The following is a 19251-nucleotide window of genomic DNA, read 5'->3' as shown; positions in this document are numbered from 1 at the left end:
ATTTGTTGTGACGCGCCCCAGCCGATCCAGCGTCAATGCAGCCACTGCAAAAGCTCGCGTGCGTCGGTGCAGCCGTCGAGCGCGAGAACGCAATCCCGCAGGCCGTCGGCCTTCGCCTGCCCCAACACGGAGCGAGCCAAGGCGTCGTATTTTCCGATCAGACGGTCGTCGCTCAGCGGGTTCGCGGGGCTTCCAAGCGGGAAGTCGATCGTCGTCCGCACGTGTCGACCGTCGATCGTGGCGAGCGCGACTGCAGGCTCGGCCTCGTCGGGCATGGCGGGATCGATCCGGATGTCCATGCGTTGGAGCCACCGGTGAACGCTCGGGTGGCGCCAGGCGCGCTCCTCAAGTTCCGCGAGCGATACCTTCCCGTATTGAAGCCGCGCAGCGATCGCATACGGAAGGCTCATCTGCGCCTGCGCGCGCGACGTCAGCACCTTGCCGCCGCACATGCCGAACTGAAAGCCGCTCATGTCGACCGTGATCGCGGCGATGTCTTGGCTCGCGAGCTCCTGGTCGCCCAGCAGCTTGTCGACCGCGTCGATTGCCGAATGGGTGCCGCGGCAGGTGGCGTGCGGTTTGATCGAGCAACGCTCAATGCGCCAGTTTTCACCGAAGCCGTGAAGCAGCATCGCCGGATCCCCCTCGCCCCGACAAAAGGCCTGAAAGAAACTTCCCCAGGCGCTCCCATCGAAAACGTCGCCCGGTCCGACAAAGCCGCTGGCGGCGAGGCGCGCGGCGAGAAACCCGCCTTCCGCGGCGCGACCGGCATGAAGCTTCTTGGCAGGACTGCCGTCGTGGATGAAGGCCCATGTGCCGCCGGCAAAGGAACAGGCAAGGCCGAGCGCCGAGGCGATGCGCTGCGCGTCGAAGCCGAGCAAGGTTCCGACGGCCGCCGCCGCCCCAAAGGCACCACAGGTGCCGGTCGAATGCCATCCGAGCCCGTTATGCGTCTCGTAGCCGCCGGCGGCCTCCAGCACGCGCCGGCCGACCTCGTATCCGATCAGAACGCTCTTCAGAAATTCCTTGCCATGAACAGGGCGTGTCACCTCGCCCAGGGCAGCGACGACCGCCGGCAGCACGACTGCACCGGAGTGGTCGCATCCACCGCTGTCATCGAGTTCAAGGGCGTGGGCTGAAACGCCGTTGACGAGCGCGGCGGTGCGCGCATCGGCAAAAAGCGGAGTTCCCCAGATGAGCGAAGAACCGTTCGCTGCGCTCAAGCCCGATGCAGCAAGCGCCATGCGCGTCTCGGCCGATGCCGAGCCGGCGACAGCGACGCCGAAGGTGTCGAGCACATGCTGCTTCGCCTTGCGGATGGTTGCTTGCGGAAAGTCGTCGAACGCCGTGGCCGCGACCTTGCGCGCCAGCGACTGAAGGACCGTCTCAGCCATGGGATTGCTGCTCCTGCAGGTAGGCATCGTAAACATGGAGGGGATGGGTCGGCGGCGGCGCGACACCGTTCTTTCGGTGCCAGTCCGCAATCATTGCGCCGGTGGTGATCCAGACGTCGTCGAAGCCGCGGATATGGGCCAACAGGTCTTCGACGATGGAGATCCGTCCTGGCGTGCCGGTCCACTCGGGCCGCAGTTGCAGCACGTAGCAAAGGCCGAAGCGGCGATAGGCATCGAACTCCGCGATCCAGTTGTGAAGAACGCCGTCGTAAGACGGGATACGGCTCTGCCCTTTCGGAAAGGCGGGGGTGAAATTGAACTGGAAGTAGGGACGATCCTCGAGCTCGATATGAACAGGGATCTCGACCAGGCGGGAGGGGTGCAGGTAGGGGACGTCATCGCCATTGAGCGACGTCGACCATTCGTATCCGGCCTCCAGCAACGTTTGATCGAAACCTGGCGGCCAGTTTCCTGCCGGGAGGCGGAACCCAGTGGCCGCCTTGCCCGAGAGCTGGCCGAGTGTTTCCCGCGACCGTTTCAAGAGATCCAGCGACTGCGACGCCGGCATGCTATCGTGGCGCTCGAAGGCCCAGCCATGACTTTCAAGATCGTGACCAGCGCCGGCCACCGCCTTGAGCAAACCGGGATGCTCCTCGGCCACCTGCCCCGGCGTAAACCAACTGGCGGCGATATCGAAAGATGCGAAGGTCCGGCACAGGCGCTCCACGCCGCGGGTGGCGCCATACTTCCAGACGGAAAAACTCTTGCTGCGCTGGAGAAGGTCCGGGGCAGCAGCAGCCGCATCCATCCCGTCGTCAAAAAGCACCGAGATCAGCACCGCGCATCGCTTGCCCTTGGGCCACATCGTTGTCGGCTGTTCGTTCATGCCGGCGTCCTTCCGGTGTCTTGGCTGTGTCGATCGATCCACCAGCGCGCGATGTCGCCGCAACGGGCGGTCCAGACCGCATCGCCATGCGCCGTGATCGCTTTGAAAAGGCCTTCGAGTATCGAAAGGCGACCCGGCTTGGCGCAAACCTTGGGGTGGAGGATCGTCGTCCAGCACAGGCCTTCGCGGTGGTATCCCTCAAATTCCGCGCGCCAGTTCTGCTCGACTGTCCGGTAGTCGGAGATCCGGTCGAGACCAACAGGGAAATCAGGCTCCTCCGTGTAGGCGAGTGCCGTATAATCATCGATGTCCCAGCGGCCGGGAATTTCGACGAGGCCCAGTTTGGCTGCCGTACCTGGATGGAAATAGGGACGGTCGTCGCCGCGCATCGAGCTCGAATACAGCACGCCAAAGGCGCGCAGCAGATCCGCGGTCTCGGCGCTCCAGTCGCCGGACGGGGTGCGAAAGCCGATCGGCGTCACGCCCAGCCGCTCCTGAAAGACGGCACGCGAGCGCTCCATGATGGCGAGCTGCTGCTCACGGCCCAGATCGATGAAGACCTCGTGGCGATGGCCATGATAGGCGACCTCATGGCCTTCGCGAACGATCCGCTCGCAGTGGGCGCCCCAATGCAACACGACCCAGGTGGGAATGAAGAAGGTCGCCTTGAGATCGTAGTCCGACAGCAGATCGAGCAAGCGCGGCAAGGCTTTCCATGGGCCATAGGCGCCCTGCGTGAAATAGCGGGGATTGGCAAGCAGCGAACCGTCGAGCATCGCGTCGCCCGTTGGGCCATCGACATCGAAGGCAAGCGCGACCGCGGATTGTTTTCCTGGCGGCCACAACGGGGCCAGACGCGTGGCAGCAGAGATAGTTTCGGTCAGCATGGTCTTTGTCCGGTTTTCGCCACCCCCGGCGGGAGCGCCGGGAGCGGTTTTCGCAAGACAAAGCTCTCCCGTTCCGGCGCTGAGGCCAGTTGAAAAGGGAGGAACTTTGGAGGGTTTACCGCCCGCCTCTCTCCGAGAGATCAGGTGCGGGAGCGGGAGACGACGGCTTACTTGACGCCGTTGATCACGGCCTTGGGCACGGCATTGTGCACAAGGCCCCACTTCGTCAGCAGTTCGTTGTAGGTGCCGTCCTTGATCAAGTCGTCGAGAGCGCCGGCGATAGCGTCGCGCAGGGCCGAATTGTCTTTCTTGAAGCCCATGCCGAACGTGTCGTTGCTAAGCAGCGGATCGCCGACCAGCGTGAACGTGTCCGGCTCGACGCGCATCTGGTAGGCGATGGTTTCGATGCCTTGCACAACCGCGTCATAGCGACCCTGTTTCATGCCGAGGCGGGCGGCGTTGGAATCGGCCGTGCCTTCGAACTTGATCGCCGGCTTACCCTTGCCCACGCAATTGGCCTCGCTCCAGCCGGTGACGTTTTCGCCGAAGCTGGTGCTGCGGCTGCCGGCAACCGTCTTGCCGCAAAGGTCCTCGGGCGACTTGTACTGTTCGGCGCTGGCTTTGGTCGTGAACAGGATCGGGCCGCTCGTCAGGTAGTCGACGAAGTCCATGCTTTCCTGGCGTTTGACGTTGTCGCTCATGCCGGAGATGATCACGTCGCCGCGGCCCGTCTGGAGCCCGCTCTGCAATTCCTGGAAGGCGGAGGTGACGAACAGCGGGTTCAGCTTGAGCTTGGCCGCAATCGCCGTCGCCAGATCGACATCGAAACCGTCAAGCGTGCCCTTCTCGGGGTTGACGAATTCCATCGGCGGATAGATCGGGTTGGTCAGGATGCGTAGCTCGCCGTCATTGACCAGGTTGAGCTTGGTCTCGGCCGAAGCGACCCCGGCGGAAAGAAGCGCCAGCGCAGACACGGCCATTTTCAGAAATCTCATGTCATTCTCCTCTTGAGGTTATTTTTCGTTTTCAAAGCACCGCAGAGATGAAGCTCTTCACTCTGGGATTTGTGGGATTCTCCAGGATCTCCGCGGGCGTTCCGGTTTCGATGATCCGGCCTGCGTCCATGAACACCACCCGGTCGGCCACTTCGCGGCAGAAGCCGAGTTCGTGGGTCACGACGATCATGGTCGTGCCGGTGGCAGCCAGTTCCTTCATGACGCCGAGCACTTCGCCAACCAGTTCGGGATCGAGCGCCGACGTCGGCTCGTCGAACAGCATCGCCTTCGGCTTCATCGCGAGCGCCCGGGCAATTGCGACACGCTGCTGCTGGCCGCCTGACAGTTCGCCCGGATAGGCGTCCGCCTTGTGGGCCAGGCCGACGCGCTTCAACAGGGCACGCGCTTCCTCGGTGCATTGCTGCTTGCGGCGTTTCTGGACGCCGACCGGACCTTCTATGATGTTTTCGAGCACGGTGCGGTGCGGGAAGAGATGAAAACGCTGGAAGACCATGCCAACGGACTGGCGCTGGCGCGCGATCTCGCGGTCGGACAGCGGATAGAGGTGATTTCCGTCGCGGCGGTAGCCCGCAATCTCGCCATCGACGCTGACATAGCCACCTTCGATGCTTTCGAGCTGATTGATGCAGCGCAGGAACGTGCTCTTTCCGGAGCCGGACGGACCGATGATGCACACGACTTCGCCCTTGCGGATGCTGAAATCGATGTCCTGGAGCACATGGAAGGTGCCGAAGTATTTCTGAAGGCCATGGGCCACGATAAGCGCTTCCATCAGGCCGCCTCCTCGACAGTGGTCTGCGGCGCCGGCGTGGTTTCGTTCCGGCCGGAGGCGCCCCATCCCTTGGAGAAATAGCGCTCGATATACATCTGCGCGATGCTGAGGACCGTGACCACGGCCATGTACCACATGGCGGCAACGATCAGCAGTTCGATGACGCGTGAATTGACGTAGTAGATGTCCTCCACGCTGCGCAGCACCTCGGAATACTGGATGACGCTGGCAAGCGAGGTCAGCTTGACCATGCCGATCGTCTCGTTGCCGATCGGCGGCACGATGACACGCATGGCCTGTGGCAGCACGATCTTCAGTGTCGCACGCAGCTTGGTCATGCCGATCGACAGGGCCGCCTCTGTCTGTCCCTTGTCGATGGAGAGAATGCCGGCGCGCACGACTTCCGCCGTATAGGCGCCCTGCTGGATGCCCAGGCCGAGGAAGGCCGCGACAAAGGGGGTCATCACGTCGACGGTGCGCAGCGAAAACAGGCCGGGAATGCCGATCGTCGGGAAAATCAGTGCCAGATTGAACCACAGCAGCAATTGCAGCAGCGCCGGCGTACCGCGAAACAGCCAGATGTAGCCGACGGAAACGCTTCTCAACACCGGATTGTCGGACATGCGCATGACGGCGGCGAGCACGCCGAGCAGAATGCCGAGGGCCATGGCGCAGAAAGTCATGATGATCGTGTTGACCACGCCCGCCATCACCGCCTTCGAGAACAGGTTTTCTCCGACGTAGCTCCAGGCGATATCGCCGAGCCAAAACGCCCTCGCAAGCAGGATCAGCATCGTGATGAATACGAGGGCCAGTATCTTCGTGCCGATCTTGCGTCGCGGCACGACGACAAACTGGCCTGGGTCGGCAAGTCTGGTATCGCTCATGGAGGTTCCCCGAAGCTTTGCGCTTCACTGTTGTTCTGGATTGATGGCAGCCTAGTCCTGACGGCTCGGCACGCGCAAACGAGATATCGGCATGCAATTCATGCGTTGAATGCATAAATCGCAAGCCGGCACCGCGGCTGGGCACGTTTCCTTGGAAACCTGCCAGGAGCAAGGCAGGTCTCCGCTTCCTTGCCGATAACCGTGGACTTTGTTGAGAACAACCTATCGCTTGGATATAACTCCGCCGCTTTCGCCCTTGCGTCAGATATTCGTTGGCCCTGCGCCCCGAACGACAGTAAAACTTTACTAAAAGCGATTTCAGAATTTGGGCGCATGTGACATAGTCGCCCGATGACAACAATGGAATGACGGCATGGTCACTATCAAGGAAATCGCCAAGAGCGTTGGCGTGTCGTCGGCCACGGTGTCGAGGGTACTCAACTACGACCCGGCCTTGTCCATCTCGCCCGCGAAGCGGCAGGCGATCATCGAGACGGCCGAGGCGCTGAACTACGAGACCCCGCGCAATCGCAACAAGGCGAACGGACAGGCTGCCCCCAGCCTGTTGACCAAGCTTGTCATCGTGCACTTTCTCGAGCCTTCGGACGAGATTGCCGATCCCTATTATGTCGGCGTTCGGCTTGGTATCGAAAGCCGTTGCCGCGACCTGAGAACTGAGATCGTCAAGGTCTTCCATTCCGATGCTCTTCCTGAAGCGTCCCTGCTTGAAGGCGCATCGGGCGTGATCGTTATCGGCAAACACTCGGACAACGAGATCGCGTGGCTGAACGAGCATGCCCGCCACGTGGTTTTTGCCGATTTCGACCCCAGGAACGACCGGCTGGACAGCGTGTTTTCCGACGTTGGCCTTGCGACCCGCAAGATCCTTGATGCCCTGAAATCCAGCGGATACAAGCGCGTCGGCTTTATCGGCAGCCACGAAAATCTCAATGGCGCGGTCCAGCATTTCGCCGAGCGCCGATGTGCCGCCTATATCGACTGGCAGACGAAGAACGGCACGTTCGCGCCTGAGCTTCTGGCGCTCGCCGACTGCTCGTCGGGTCAGAGCCTTCGGCTCGATACCGGCTATCGTCTTGCGCGCGAACTGCTTGCGCTTACCGACCGGCCGGATGTGATCGTGACGTCCAATGACAACATGGCGATCGGCACCTATCGCGCGATCCAGGAGTTCGGTCTTTCGATCCCGGGCGACCTTGGCGTCATCTCCTTCAACGATATCCCGGTAGCACAGTTCCTGACGCCGTCTCTCAGCACGGTGCGCATCCACAGTGAACATATCGGCGAGACGGCCGTCGATCTGTTGCTCGAGCGGCTTTCCGGCCGCAGCTACGGCAAGCAAGTGCGCATCTCCACCGAACTCGTTTGGCGCGACAGCTGTCGAAACCCCTTGGAATCCTAGGCGTCGGGGACCCGGTTTTCATTCGAGATAAATATTTACTAAATCTTCCTTGCGTGTTTCCTGAATTTCGGTAACTGTTGCGCGGACGGCGGGAGAGGAGAACCTGCCCTCAGCAAGTTTCTAGGGAGGAAACGATGTACAGCAAAACGAATCTGTCGCGCTTTGCGGCTGGCGCGCTCGCCGCAGCAAGCCTGCTTGCGTCCACCGCCGCCTTTGCCGGCGAAGTCACGGTCTGGTGTTGGGATCCGAACTTCAACGTTGCGATCATGAAGGAAGCAGCCGCGCGCTATAGCGCAAAGCATCCCGAAACGACTTTCAACATCGTCGACTTCGCCAAGGCCGATGTCGAGCAGAAGCTGCAGACAGCGCTGTCCTCGGGCACGACCGATGCACTGCCCGACATCGTGCTGATCGAGGACTATGGCGCGCAGAAGTATCTTCAGTCCTTCCCCGGCGCTTTCGCTGAGCTTTCCAGCAAGGTCGATTTCTCCGGCTTCGCGCCGTACAAGGTTCAACTGATGACGATGGATGGCGCCGTCTACGGCATGCCGTTCGATTCCGGCGTCACCGGCCTCTATTACCGCAAGGACTATCTCGAGCAGGCCGGCTTCAAGCCCGAAGATATGCAGGACCTGACCTGGGACCGCTTCATCGAGATCGGAAAACAGGTCGAAGCCAAGACCGGCAAGAAGATGCTGGGTCTCGACGTCAATGATGCCGGCTTCGTCCGTATCCTGATGCAGTCCGCCGGCGGCTGGTATTTCGACAAGGACGGCAATCTGTCGATCGAGAACAACGCCGCCCTGAAGGCAGCGCTCGAGACCGAGCAGAAGATCCTTCAGGCCAACATTCACAAGCCGGCTGCCGGCTGGACGGAATGGGTCGCGACCTTCACCTCCGGCGATGTCGCCACCGTGACGACGGGCGTGTGGATTACCGGCACCGTCAAGGCCCAGGCCGATCAGTCCGGCAAATGGGGTGTGGCCCCCATTCCGAAGCTGAACGTCGAGGGTGCATCCCATGCCTCCAATCTCGGCGGTTCCAGCTGGTACGTGACAGCAAGCTCCGCCGAGAAGGACGAAGCCATCGATTTCCTCAACGAGGTCTATGCCAAGGATGTCGATTTCTATCAGAAGATCCTGACGGAACGCGGTGCTGTCGGCTCGCTGATGGCGGCGCGCAACGGACCGGCCTATTCCGAAGCCGATGCCTTCTTCGGCGGCGAAAAGGTCTGGCAGAACTTCTCCGACTGGCTGGCGAAGGTTCCGGCGGTCAACTACGGCGTCTTCACCAACGAGGTGGACACGGCGGTCACCGCGCATCTGCCGTCGCTTGGCCAGGGCGCGCCCATCGACGACGTGCTGAAGGCTGTCGACAGCCAGGCCCAGGGCCAGATCCAGTAGTCATCCCAAGGCAGGCGGCGACCGCCTGCCTCTTTCGCTGGAGCGGCATGCGGCCACCGGGCCGCTGTCGCCCGCAATGTCATCCCTTTTTCCTGAGGGCGTTCCATGGCTGCCGGCAAAACAGGCGGATTGAAGCGGTATTACGACCTGAACGGCTGGCTGTTCGTCGCTCCATCATTGCTTCTCATCGCGATCTTCCTCGTCTACCCGATCCTGCGCTCGCTCTACCTGTCCTTCTTCGCGGGCAAGGGCATGATGATGAAGTTTGCCGGCTTCGGAAACGTCGTGCGGCTATGGAACGATCCGGTCTTCCTTCAGGCGCTGACCAATACCGTCACCTTCTTCATCATCCAGGTGCCGATCATGATCACCCTGGCGCTCATGCTCGCCGCGGTCCTGAACAACGACAAGCTGAAATTCATCGGCTTCTTCCGCACCGCCATTTTTCTGCCCTGCGTCGCCTCGCTCGTCGCCTATTCCGTGCTCTTCAAGAGCATGTTCTCCGTCGATGGCGTGGTGAACTCCGCACTGCTGGCGATCGGTCTGATCTCGACGCCGATCGGCTGGCTGACGGAACCCTTCTGGGCCAAGGTGCTCGTCATCCTCGCCATTACCTGGCGCTGGACCGGCTACAACATGATCTTTTACCTGGCGGCCCTGCAGAACGTCGACAAGTCGATCTACGAGGCGGCGCGGATCGATGGCGTGCCCGCCTGGGCCCGCTTCGTCTATATCACCGTGCCGATGCTGAAGCCGGTGATCCTGTTTACGACAATCATCTCGACCATCGGCACGATCCAGCTTTTTGACGAAGTCTACAATCTGACCGAGGGACGCGGCGGCCCGGCGAACGCGACGCTGACACTCTCGCTTTATATCTACAATCTCACCTTCCGCTTCATGCCGAGCTTCGGCTACGCGGCGACGATTTCCTACGTCATCGTCCTCATGGTGGCGCTTCTGTCCTTCCTCCAGTTTTACGCCGCGAGGGACCGGTCATGAACGTCTCGCGCCTTGCAACGACTGTGCTGCAATACGTCTTCCTGGGGACGGCGGCCTTCCTGTCGATCTTCCCGTTCATCTGGATGGTGATCAGCTCGACCAACAAGTCGATCGACATCATCAGCGGCCGAACGGGGATAGGCGATGCCTTCGGCATCAACGTCGCCAACTTCTTCTCACAGGTCGACGTGCCGCTGGTTTTCTGGAACTCGGTCAAGGTATCCGTGCTTGCGACGCTGCTGACGATCGTCGTGTCGTCGCTCGCCGGCTACGGTTTTGAGATGTTCAGGTCAAAGGCGCGCGATCGTATCTACGCGCTAGTGCTTCTGACGCTCATGGTGCCGTTTGCAGCGCTGATGATCCCGCTGTTCATGATGATGGCGAGAAGCGGCCTCATCAACACACATATTGCGATCATGCTGCCGACGATCGCGTCCGCCTTCATCATCTTCTATTTCCGCCAGTCGACCAAGGCCTTCCAGACGGAGCTTCGCGACGCCGCCAAGGTCGACGGCCTCAAGGAATGGCAGATCTTTCTCTACATCTACGTTCCGGTGATGCGCTCCACCTACGCGGCCGCTTTCGTCATCGTCTTCATGACCAACTGGAACAACTACCTCTGGCCTCTCATCGTCCTGCAGTCGAACGAGACGAAGACGATCACCCTCGTCGTCTCCTCGCTCGCCTCCGCCTACTACCCCGATTACGGCGTGGTCATGATCGGCACCATCCTCGCCACCCTTCCCACCCTTCTCGTCTTCTTCGTCATGCAGCGCCAGTTCGTGCAGGGCATGCTCGGTTCAGTGAAATAGGAACGTCGTCAATGCGCATTACCGAAAACTTCAATGCCAACTGGGTCTTCCGCGACGGTTTCGAACCGACGCATGCGCATTCGCTCCAGACGGGAGAAACCGTGCGGTTGCCGCACAGCGCCGTCGAACTGCCCTACAACTATTTCGACGAGACCGATTACCAGAAGCCGTTTACCTATCAGAAGCGCTTCGACTGGCGCACCGAATTCGAAGGCCGCGAAGTGTCGCTGGTCTTCGATGCCGCCATGGCCGACAGCGTCGTCTATCTCAACGGCAAGGAGATCATCGCGCACAAGGACGGCTACACGCCTTTCGAGGCACGGCTGACGCCGCATCTGGTGCGCGGAGAAAACCTGATCACGGTCAAGATCGACGGCTCTGAGAACCCAGAGATTCCACCCTTCGGCGGCCAGATCGACTATCTCTGCTATGCGGGCATCTACCGCGACGTCTGGCTGAAAGTGACAAGCCCGGTATCGATCGCCAACGTCAAGATCGAGACGCCGGACGCGCTCGCAGAGAAGAAATCCGTCACCGCCCGCGTCTTCCTCGCCAATCCGGAAAACCTCGCCTTCTCTGGCACGCTGGCTGCAAAGATCCGCCGCAAGGGTGGCGACGACGTTGCTGCGTCCTCGGTTACGGTTGATGGCAACGAGGCGATGTTCACGTTCTCCGATCTCGCCGGCATCGAGCTTTGGGATATCGACAATCCGGCGCTCTATGCCCTGTCGCTCAAACTCGAGACCGAACACGGCGAAGACGTGCTGACCCAACGCTTCGGCTTCCGCACCGCCCTCTTCACACCGGAAGGCTTCTTGCTGAACGGCCGGCCGCTGAAACTGCGCGGATTGAACCGTCACCAGGCCTTTCCGCACACCGGCTATGCGATGGGACGGCGCGCGCAGGAGAAGGATGCCGACATCCTGAAACATGAGCTCGCCTGCAACATCGTGCGCACATCGCACTATCCGCAGTCGAAGTGGTTCATCGAGCGCTGCGACGAGATCGGCTTGCTCGTCTTCGAGGAAATTCCGGGTTGGCAGCATATCGGCGGTGACGCCTGGCAGAAGGAATCGATCGAGAATGTGCGCCGGATGATCGAGCGGGACTGGAACCATCCCTCGATCATCATCTGGGGCGTTCGCATCAACGAAAGCCAGGACAACCACGCGTTCTACGCGGAGACGAACCGTCTTGCCCGCGAGCTTGATCCTACCCGCCAGACCGGCGGCGTGCGCTTCATCACCAATTCGGAACTGCTCGAAGACGTCTACACGATGAACGACTTCATCCTCGGCAATGAGGAGCTGCCCGGCAACAATCGTGGACGCGTGGTGCTGCGCGATCGCGTGGAGACAACGGGCATTACCCGGCCGATCCCTTACATGATCACCGAATACAACGGTCACATGTATCCGACCAAGCGCTTCGACCAGGAACAGCGCCAGGCCGAGCACGTGACCCGGCATCTCCTGATCCTCAACGCCGTTGCCGGCGACCGGGATATCTCCGGCTCCACCGGTTGGTGCATGTACGACTACAACACCCACAAGGATTTCGGCGCCGGCGACCGCATCTGCTATCACGGCGTGCTCGACATGTACCGGATCCCGAAACTGGCCGCCTATGCCTACGCCTCGCAAGGGGATCCGAAGGACAATGTCGTGCTTCAGCCGGTCACCTTCTGGGCGCGCGGTGAGCGCAATATCGGCGGCGTGCTGCCGCTGATCGTGCTGACGAACTGCGACTATGTCGAAGTGAAGTTCGGCGAGTGGCCGGCGAAGACGATCTATCCGGACAGGGAAAATTACCCGCATCTGCCGCACCCCCCCGTCGTGCTCGACCTGCGCAGCGTGACGCCTGAAGAATTCGGCACCTGGGGCCGTGTCTGGCGCGAGGGCACCTTTACCGGCTACGTCGACGGAAAGCCCGTCAAGACCTTGACGCTGCCGGCCGATCCCGTCCCGGCCTCGCTCGAGGTCATCGCCGACGACACGGAGCTTCGCGCTGGCGAAAAAGATGCCGTGCGCGTCGTGGTGCGGGCCCTCGACCAATGCGGCAACCTGTTGCCCTATTTCGAGGAGCCGGTCATGCTGTCACTCGAAGGTCAGGGCCGGATCATCGGTCCGTCCGAACACACGCTGAAGGGCGGAGCGACCGGCTTCTGGATCGAGGCCGGCGAGACCAAGGGCAAGCTTGAGTTGACGGTGAGGAGCCGCCGCTTCGACACCCAGTCCATCACCTTTACCGTCAACTGAGTAATCACCATGGCCGAAGTCCGTCTCACCGACATTCGCAAGCGCTTCGGCGCGCTCGAAATCATCAAGGGCGTCGATCTGTCGATCGAGGCAGGGGAGTTCGTCGTCTTCGTCGGGCCTTCGGGCTGTGGAAAGTCGACGCTGTTGCGCATGATCGCCGGACTGGAGGACATCTCCTCCGGCGAACTTTCGATCGGCGGCACGGTGATGAACGATGTCGATCCGTCCAAGCGCGGCATCGCCATGGTGTTTCAGTCCTATGCCCTCTATCCGCACATGACCGTGCGCGAGAACATGGGTTTCGCACTCAAATTCGCCGGCATGGCGAAGGCGGACGTCGACAACCGGGTCAACGATGCAGCGCGCATCCTCGAGCTTGAGCCGCTGCTGGATCGCAAGCCGAAGGCACTCTCGGGCGGCCAGCGACAGCGCGTCGCGATCGGCCGCGCCATCGTGCGCAACCCCCTCGTCTTCCTGTTCGACGAACCCTTGTCGAACCTCGACGCCGAACTGCGCGTCCATATGCGCGTCGAGATCGCCAAGCTGCACAAGGAGTTGAAGTCGACCGTCATCTACGTCACGCACGATCAGGTGGAGGCGATGACGCTTGCCGACAAGATCGTTGTGTTGCGGGCAGGCGTGGTCGAACAGGTGGGCGCGCCGCTTGCGCTTTACGACGACCCGGCAAACACCTTCGTTGCCGGCTTCATCGGCTCGCCGCGCATGAATTTTCTCAAAGCAAACGTGGCGTCGATAGCTGCCGGAAATGTAACGGTTGCGCTGACAAGCCAGCCCGATGTCCATCTGACCCTTCCCATTGCCGCGTCATCCATCGCGGTCGGGGATGTCGTCACGCTCGGCGTCCGGCCGGAGCATTTTCTCGCACAGGGGAAAGGCGATACGGACGTCAAAGTCAAAGTCGATGTCGCGGAGCATCTCGGCAATACCAGCTATGTCTACGCCCACGTCTCCGACGAAGAGCGCATCATTATTGAGCATGGCGATGTTCGCGATATCGTCAGCCGAGAGACCCTGACCGTCGCAATCGCTGCGTCCCGGTCCTTCCTTTTCGACAAGAACGGCAACCGACTGCGCTGACGTCGGGTCTAAAGCACGAAGCGTGTAAGCCTGATCCTTAGCAGATGGTGCTTGGCTGCCATCGGCTGCCTTGGTTTTGTGGCGTTGCTCACGGCTTGCCCTGCGCCACCGCGCCCTGATTGTCTTCAATCACGCCTGACGCCCTGACAGCCAAGGGAAACCCCGGAACTGGGAGGTTCCGGGGTTTCCTGGCCGCGCGACCGGGAGAAAGAGCTACGCGGCGTGAACCTTTCTGGCACTTCTCGCCCATTCCGGGATCCAGTTGCCGTGAGCGGCGAGCAGATCGTCGGTGAGCGCCCAGATCTGGTCGAGATCGAGTTCGGCAGCGGTGTGCGGATCCATCATCGCCGCGTGATAAAGGTGTTCGCGGTTTTCGGTCATCAGGGCGGCGACCGTCAGTTCCTGGACGTTGATATTGGTGCGGATCAACGCCGTCAGCTGCGGCGGAAGATCGCCGATGAATGTCGGCTGGATGCCGTTTTCGTCGACAAGGCAGGGCACTTCGGCGGCGCAATTGGCGGGCAGCGAGGTGATGCAGCCATTGTTGCGCAGGTTGCCGTAGATGACAGAGGGTTCGCCCGTCCACACGGAGTTCATGATCGACGAAGCATATTCCTTCGACGGCTTGACCTCGATCTTGTCGGCGGAGCGATAGGCTGCCGCCTGCCCCTTCCAGCGCTCGACCTGCTCGATGCAGCGTTTCGGATATTCGTCGAGCGGGATGCCGAATTTTTCGATCAGGTCGTCGCGGCCTTCCTTGATGAAGTAGGGCGTGTACTCGGCGAAATGCTCCGAGCTTTCGGTGACGAAATAGCCGAGCCGGGTCATCATCTCGTAGCGCACCTTGTTCGGGCAGCGCGGGTTCCAGCCGGGCTTGGGCGCGCGACCTTCGCGGTAGCCACGCAGCAAATCGGGATAGAGGTTGCGGTAGGACCCGTCCGCCTGGCGATGCTCGAACTTCAGAAAGAACGCCATGTGGTTGATGCCGGCCGAGCGGTAGCGGATCTCCTCATAGGGAATGTTCAGATCCTCGGCGAGTTCCATCGCCGTGCCCTGCACGGAGTGGCAAAGACCGACCTGCTTGATGTGCGGATACTTCTCGGCGATCGCCCAGGTGTTGATTGCCATCGGGTTGACGTATTGCAGCAGGATCGCGTCCGGGCAGACCTCTGTCATGTCGGCGCAGATGCTCCAGAGGTGCGGCACGGTGCGCAGGCCGCGCATGATGCCACCGACGCCGAGCGTGTCGGCGATCGTCTGGCGCAGGCCGTATTTCTTCGGCACTTCGAAATCCGTCACCGTGCACGGTTCGTAACCGCCGATCTGGAACGCAACGACGACGAAATCTGCACCGTCGAGTGCCTTGCGCTGGTTGGCGTGCAGCTCGATGGTGGCTTTGGTGCCGAGCGTTGAAATCAGCTTGCGAACGACGACTTCGCTCTCCTCCAGCCGTTGCGGATTGATGTCCATCAGCGCGATCCTCGCATCCGCCAGCGCCGGTCGCTGCAGAACGTCGCCGATGATGTTTTTCATGAACACGGTCGAGCCGGCGCCGATGAAGGTGATTTTGGGTTGTCTCGTCATGAAATGCCTCTTTTGTGCTAGGCAGCCACTTCGAACGCGGCTCTGACGAGCCGTTCCGTGTAGGCGGTCTTGGGATGGGAAAGTACGTCTTCGACCGGCCCCTCTTCGACGATCTTGCCGTGCTGCATCACCACCACCCGGTGGCAAAGTGCGCGCACGACCTTGAGATCGTGGGAGATGAAGAGGTAGCTCAGTCCCTTCTCGTCCTGCAGCTTGCGCAGCAGTTCGATAATCTGTGCCTGAACCGAGAGATCGAGCGCCGACGTCGGCTCGTCGAGCAGTATGAACTCCGGCTCCAATGCGATCGCCCGGGCGATCGCGATACGCTGCCGCTGGCCGCCTGAAAACTCGTGCGGGAAACGCGACAGGATGTTGGTGGGAAGGCCGGCGCTGTTCAGCGCTTCCCTTACCCGCTCCAGCCGCTCGTTGCGCGTGGCGCCGAGCCGGTTGACGACTAGCCCTTCCTCGATGATCTGGCCGACCGACATGCGCGGATTGAGCGATGAGAACGGGTCCTGAAAGACGATCTGCATGCGCGAGCGCAGCGGCCGCATCTCGTCGCGGGTCTTGTTCTGGATCGGCTCGCCGTCAAACAGGATCTCGCCGCCTTCGGCCCGCAGAAGCTTGACCAGAGCCTGGCCGAATGTCGTCTTGCCCGAGCCGGATTCGCCGACCAGACCCAATGTCTCGTGACGATGAAGCTTCAGGCTGAGGCTGTCGACCGCGACCAGCTCCTTGAGTTGCGGCTTGAAGAAGCCGCCCGCCCGCAGCATGAAGGAAACGCGCACCGAGCGACCTTCGAGGATGGCGGCCGAGCCCGGCGGCATCGGGTTAGCATTGCCTCTCGGCTCGGAGTTGAGCAGGTGGCGAGTATAGGGGTGCTGCGGGTTTTCAAACAGCGCTGCCGTGGTGTTGTGCTCCTTCACCTCGCCGTTCTGCATGACGTAGACATAGTCCGAAAACTGCCTGACGACGGTCAGATCATGGGTGATCAGGATAACGGCCATGCCGAGCGTTTTCTGCAGGTCGCGGATGAGGTTGAGGATCTGGGCCTGCACGGTGACGTCGAGCGCCGTCGTCGGCTCGTCGGCAATCAGCACGTCCGGGTTGTTGGCGAGTGCCATGGCGATCATGATGCGCTGCCGCTGGCCGCCGGACAGCTGGTGCGGATACTGGTTGAGACGCGCTTCCGGGTCAGGAATCTGGACCTGGCGCAACAATTCCAGCGTGCGCACGGTTGCCTGCTTGCGGCTCAGCTTCTGATGCACCCGGATGGCCTCGATGATCTGGGCGCCGATGGTGTAGACCGGATTGAGCGAGCTCATCGGCTCCTGGAAGATCATCGAGATGCGGTTTCCGCGTAGCGCCCGGCGCTGGCGATCGGAGAACTTCAGCACGTTCCGGCCGTCATACGCGATGCTGGACCGCTCCGACACGCTTGCGCGCTTGGTGAGCAATCCCATGACCGTGCGGGCGGTCACCGATTTTCCGGATCCGGATTCCCCGACCGCGGCGATCGTCTCGCCGCGGTAGAGCTGGAAGGAGACGTCCTTGACGGCATCGACGAGACCGCCCTCGACCTTGAATTTCACCGCCACATGGCGCGCGTCGATGATCGGAGAGCCGATGGCTGCAGCATGATCGTGCCGCTGTTCGGGCGCAAGCAGGTTTAGGTCAACGGGTGCCATGGGCGCCTCCTCAATAGGGATCGACGGCGTCGCGCAGGCCATCGCCAAGCGCATTGAACGCAAAGACGGTGATCAGCACGAAGGCGACGGGCGACAGGATCCAGGGATAGGATCCGATGACGGAATAGGTGGCGGTATCCTGCAGCATCAGTCCCCAGGACATCAAAGGCGGCTTGACCGCAAACCCGAGGAAGCCGAGGAACGATTCCAGCAGCACCACGTTGGGGATCGCCAGCGTCACCGCGACGATGACGTGGCTCATGACGTTGGGAAAGATGTGCTGGAAGATGATGCGACGATCGGTGGCGCCGATCGCCATGGCTGCCCGCACGTAGTCTATCCTGGCGAGCGCCAGCGTCTTGCCGCGCACCTCGCGCGACATCTGTGCCCAGCCGAGCGCCGACATGACGAAGATGACGAAGGCGAGGAAGACGTTGGTCGGCGCCGTCACCGGGATCAGCGACGTCAGCGCCAGATAGAGCGGCAGTTGCGGAAAGGCCAGCACCAGCTCGACGAAGCGCTGCATCCAGATGTCGAAGCGGCCGCCGAAGTAGCCCGACACCATGCCGATCGTAGTTCCAACGACCGTGACGATGAACACCACCGTCAATGCGATCATCAGGGATACGCGCGAGCCATGGAAGATGCGCGACAGCACATCCCGGCCGAACTTGTCTGTGCCGAGGAAATTGACCGGCGTTCCATCGACGGCGCCGAAGAAATGCCGGTCCGTCGGCAGGACGCCAAGAAGCCGGTAGCTGAACCCCTTGACGAAGAACCCGAGGTCCTTGGGATTGGCATAGTCAGGGCCGACGATCGGCTGGAAGGTGATCGGGTCGAGCTCGGTGCCCTCGCCCACCTGGTAGGTGCGCGGCCAGACGAAGTTGCCGTCCTGGTCGGTGATGCTGATTACTTGCGGCGGCGCAAAGGCGACGCCGGTCAGCTTCGGATCGACGGGCGAGAAGAACTCCGCAAAGATCGTCATGAGCATCAGCAGGCAGACGAGGATGAGGCCGGCCATGCCGGTCCAGGACCGCTTGAGGCGGCGCCAGACGAGCGCCAGATAGGTCTCGTTGCCGTGGTGAGCAGCCGGTGCCGGCACGGCGATGATGTCTTGAATGTTGGCCTTCATGCGTGTGCACCTCCGCCAAGCCGCACCCGCGGATCGAGCATCGCCAGCAGCATGTCCGCGATGATGTTGCCGATGATGAGCGTCGCCGACAGCACCAGCATGAAGGTGGCGGTGACATAGACGTCGCCGACCCACATGGAGCCGACGATGGCCGGCCCGACGGTTGGCAGGGCAAAGATGATCGCCGTCTCGATTTCGCCGGTCAGCATATAGGGCAGAACCACGCCCTGATACATGACCAGCGGGTGCAGCGCATTCGGCACGGCATGGCGCATGATGACCGCCCCCTCCGAAAGCCCCTTGGCACGAGCGGTCTCGACATATTGGGCGTTCAGCGTGTCGAGCAGATTGCCCCGCATCACGCGCATGTTGTAGGCGAGGCCGCCGAAAGTGGCGATCGCGATCACCGGCCAGACATGCTTCAGGAGATCGACGAATTTATCCCAGGACCAGGGCGCGCCGCCATAGCGGGCGGAATGGAAGCTGTTGATCTCGGTCACGTTGAAATGGAAGACCATGATATAGACGATGATCAGCGCCATCAGGAAGCGCGGCACCGTCATGCCCAGGAAGGAAATGCCTGACAGCAGGCTGTCGATCCAGGAATATTGCCGCGTGGCGGCAAGGATGCCGAAGGTGATGCCGATGATCGATGCGAGGATGTGGCAAACCAGCGCCAGCGCCAGAGTGCGCGGCAGCCGTTCGCCGACCACGTCCGCCACCGGCTTGTTGTAGAACAGGCTATGGCCGAAGTCGCCGCGGGTCAGAATGCCGGTGATCCAGTTGACGTACTGAACCGCCATCGGCTTATCGAGGCCGTTGGCGACCTTGTAGGCCTGGGCCTGGGCATCCGCTTCCTCGAAGGAGGCGCCACCCTGGTTGATCAGCTGCGAGCGAATATAGTCGCTGTAGTCGCCCGGAGGGGCCTGAATGATCGCGAACGTGACGACGCTCAGCACGAAGAGCACGGGTATGGCGGATGCGATGCGCACAAGCAGAAATCGGAACATGG

General features: G+C 61.4%; 16 protein-coding genes. 6 read left to right on the top strand and 10 right to left on the bottom strand.

Annotation, left to right across the window (positions count from 1 at the left end; all coding sequences use genetic code 11):
• Positions 1-32 precede the first annotated feature (32 nt).
• The 6 genes from LPJGGPFB_RS18725 to LPJGGPFB_RS18700 form a co-directional block, all read right to left on the bottom strand.
• Positions 33-1394, bottom strand: a complete 1362-nt coding sequence (locus LPJGGPFB_RS18725; RefSeq protein WP_173421452.1) for an MmgE/PrpD family protein — start codon at positions 1392-1394, stop codon at positions 33-35.
• Positions 1387-2280, bottom strand: coding sequence for a polysaccharide deacetylase family protein (locus tag LPJGGPFB_RS18720; RefSeq protein ID WP_173421451.1), 894 nt, complete (start codon positions 2278-2280; stop codon positions 1387-1389). Before LPJGGPFB_RS18720 ends, LPJGGPFB_RS18725 begins: the two co-directional genes overlap by 8 nt.
• Positions 2277-3167: a polysaccharide deacetylase family protein gene (locus tag LPJGGPFB_RS18715; protein ID WP_173421450.1), complete on the bottom strand. Its 891-nt coding sequence runs from the start codon at positions 3165-3167 to the stop codon at positions 2277-2279. Before LPJGGPFB_RS18715 ends, LPJGGPFB_RS18720 begins: the two co-directional genes overlap by 4 nt.
• 167 nt (positions 3168-3334) lie before the next feature.
• On the bottom strand, positions 3335-4162 hold the full coding sequence (locus LPJGGPFB_RS18710; RefSeq protein ID WP_173421449.1) for an ABC transporter substrate-binding protein: 828 nt from the start codon (positions 4160-4162) through the stop codon (positions 3335-3337).
• 31 nt (positions 4163-4193) lie between these two features.
• Positions 4194-4955, bottom strand: a complete 762-nt coding sequence (locus LPJGGPFB_RS18705; protein ID WP_173421448.1) for an amino acid ABC transporter ATP-binding protein — start codon at positions 4953-4955, stop codon at positions 4194-4196.
• A complete protein-coding gene (locus LPJGGPFB_RS18700) occupies positions 4955-5842 on the bottom strand; it encodes an amino acid ABC transporter permease (protein WP_173421447.1) in 888 nt (295 codons plus the stop codon). The genes LPJGGPFB_RS18705 and LPJGGPFB_RS18700 overlap by 1 nt, the downstream gene beginning before the upstream one ends.
• A gap of 373 nt (positions 5843-6215) precedes the next feature.
• Between LPJGGPFB_RS18700 and LPJGGPFB_RS18695 the strand changes: the two genes are divergently transcribed.
• From LPJGGPFB_RS18695 to LPJGGPFB_RS18670, 6 genes are all read left to right on the top strand, one after another.
• Positions 6216-7262, top strand: a complete 1047-nt coding sequence (locus LPJGGPFB_RS18695) for a LacI family DNA-binding transcriptional regulator (RefSeq protein ID WP_173421446.1) — start codon at positions 6216-6218, stop codon at positions 7260-7262.
• 134 nt (positions 7263-7396) lie between these two features.
• Positions 7397-8665, top strand: a complete 1269-nt coding sequence (locus LPJGGPFB_RS18690; RefSeq protein ID WP_173421445.1) for an ABC transporter substrate-binding protein — start codon at positions 7397-7399, stop codon at positions 8663-8665.
• A 105-nt stretch (positions 8666-8770) separates the two neighbouring features.
• Positions 8771-9667, top strand: a complete 897-nt coding sequence (locus LPJGGPFB_RS18685) for a carbohydrate ABC transporter permease (protein WP_173421444.1) — start codon at positions 8771-8773, stop codon at positions 9665-9667.
• A complete protein-coding gene (locus LPJGGPFB_RS18680; RefSeq protein WP_173421443.1) occupies positions 9664-10479 on the top strand; it encodes a carbohydrate ABC transporter permease in 816 nt (271 codons plus the stop codon). Before LPJGGPFB_RS18685 ends, LPJGGPFB_RS18680 begins: the two co-directional genes overlap by 4 nt.
• 11 nt (positions 10480-10490) lie before the next feature.
• Positions 10491-12737, top strand: a complete 2247-nt coding sequence (locus LPJGGPFB_RS18675) for a glycoside hydrolase family 2 protein (protein ID WP_173421442.1) — start codon at positions 10491-10493, stop codon at positions 12735-12737.
• A 9-nt stretch (positions 12738-12746) separates the two neighbouring features.
• Positions 12747-13835, top strand: coding sequence for an ABC transporter ATP-binding protein (locus tag LPJGGPFB_RS18670; protein ID WP_173421441.1), 1089 nt, complete (start codon positions 12747-12749; stop codon positions 13833-13835).
• A 213-nt stretch (positions 13836-14048) separates the two neighbouring features.
• Here the strand turns inward: LPJGGPFB_RS18670 and melA are convergent, their stop codons facing one another.
• Genes melA through LPJGGPFB_RS18650 form a run of 4 tightly spaced genes read right to left on the bottom strand, consistent with a single transcriptional unit; the run spans position 14049 to position 19249 of the window.
• Positions 14049-15419 carry an alpha-glucosidase/alpha-galactosidase gene (gene melA, locus LPJGGPFB_RS18665; protein ID WP_173421440.1) on the bottom strand — a complete coding sequence of 457 codons (1371 nt, stop codon included), beginning with the start codon at positions 15417-15419 and terminating at the stop codon, positions 14049-14051.
• 17 nt (positions 15420-15436) lie between these two features.
• Positions 15437-17107: an ABC transporter ATP-binding protein gene (locus LPJGGPFB_RS18660; protein ID WP_173421439.1), complete on the bottom strand. Its 1671-nt coding sequence runs from the start codon at positions 17105-17107 to the stop codon at positions 15437-15439.
• Positions 17108-17117: 10 nt separating this feature from the next.
• Positions 17118-18239: an ABC transporter permease gene (locus tag LPJGGPFB_RS18655; protein ID WP_173421438.1), complete on the bottom strand. Its 1122-nt coding sequence runs from the start codon at positions 18237-18239 to the stop codon at positions 17118-17120.
• Positions 18236-19249, bottom strand: coding sequence for an ABC transporter permease (locus LPJGGPFB_RS18650; protein WP_173421437.1), 1014 nt, complete (start codon positions 19247-19249; stop codon positions 18236-18238). Before LPJGGPFB_RS18650 ends, LPJGGPFB_RS18655 begins: the two co-directional genes overlap by 4 nt.
• Positions 19250-19251 lie beyond the last annotated feature (2 nt).

Source organism: Ensifer adhaerens, assembly GCF_013283195.1.
GTDB classification, from domain to species: Bacteria; Pseudomonadota; Alphaproteobacteria; order Rhizobiales; family Rhizobiaceae; genus Ensifer; species Ensifer adhaerens_G.
Note: the sequence above shows the minus strand (reverse complement) of the source record. Positions and strands in the feature narration are given on the sequence as shown.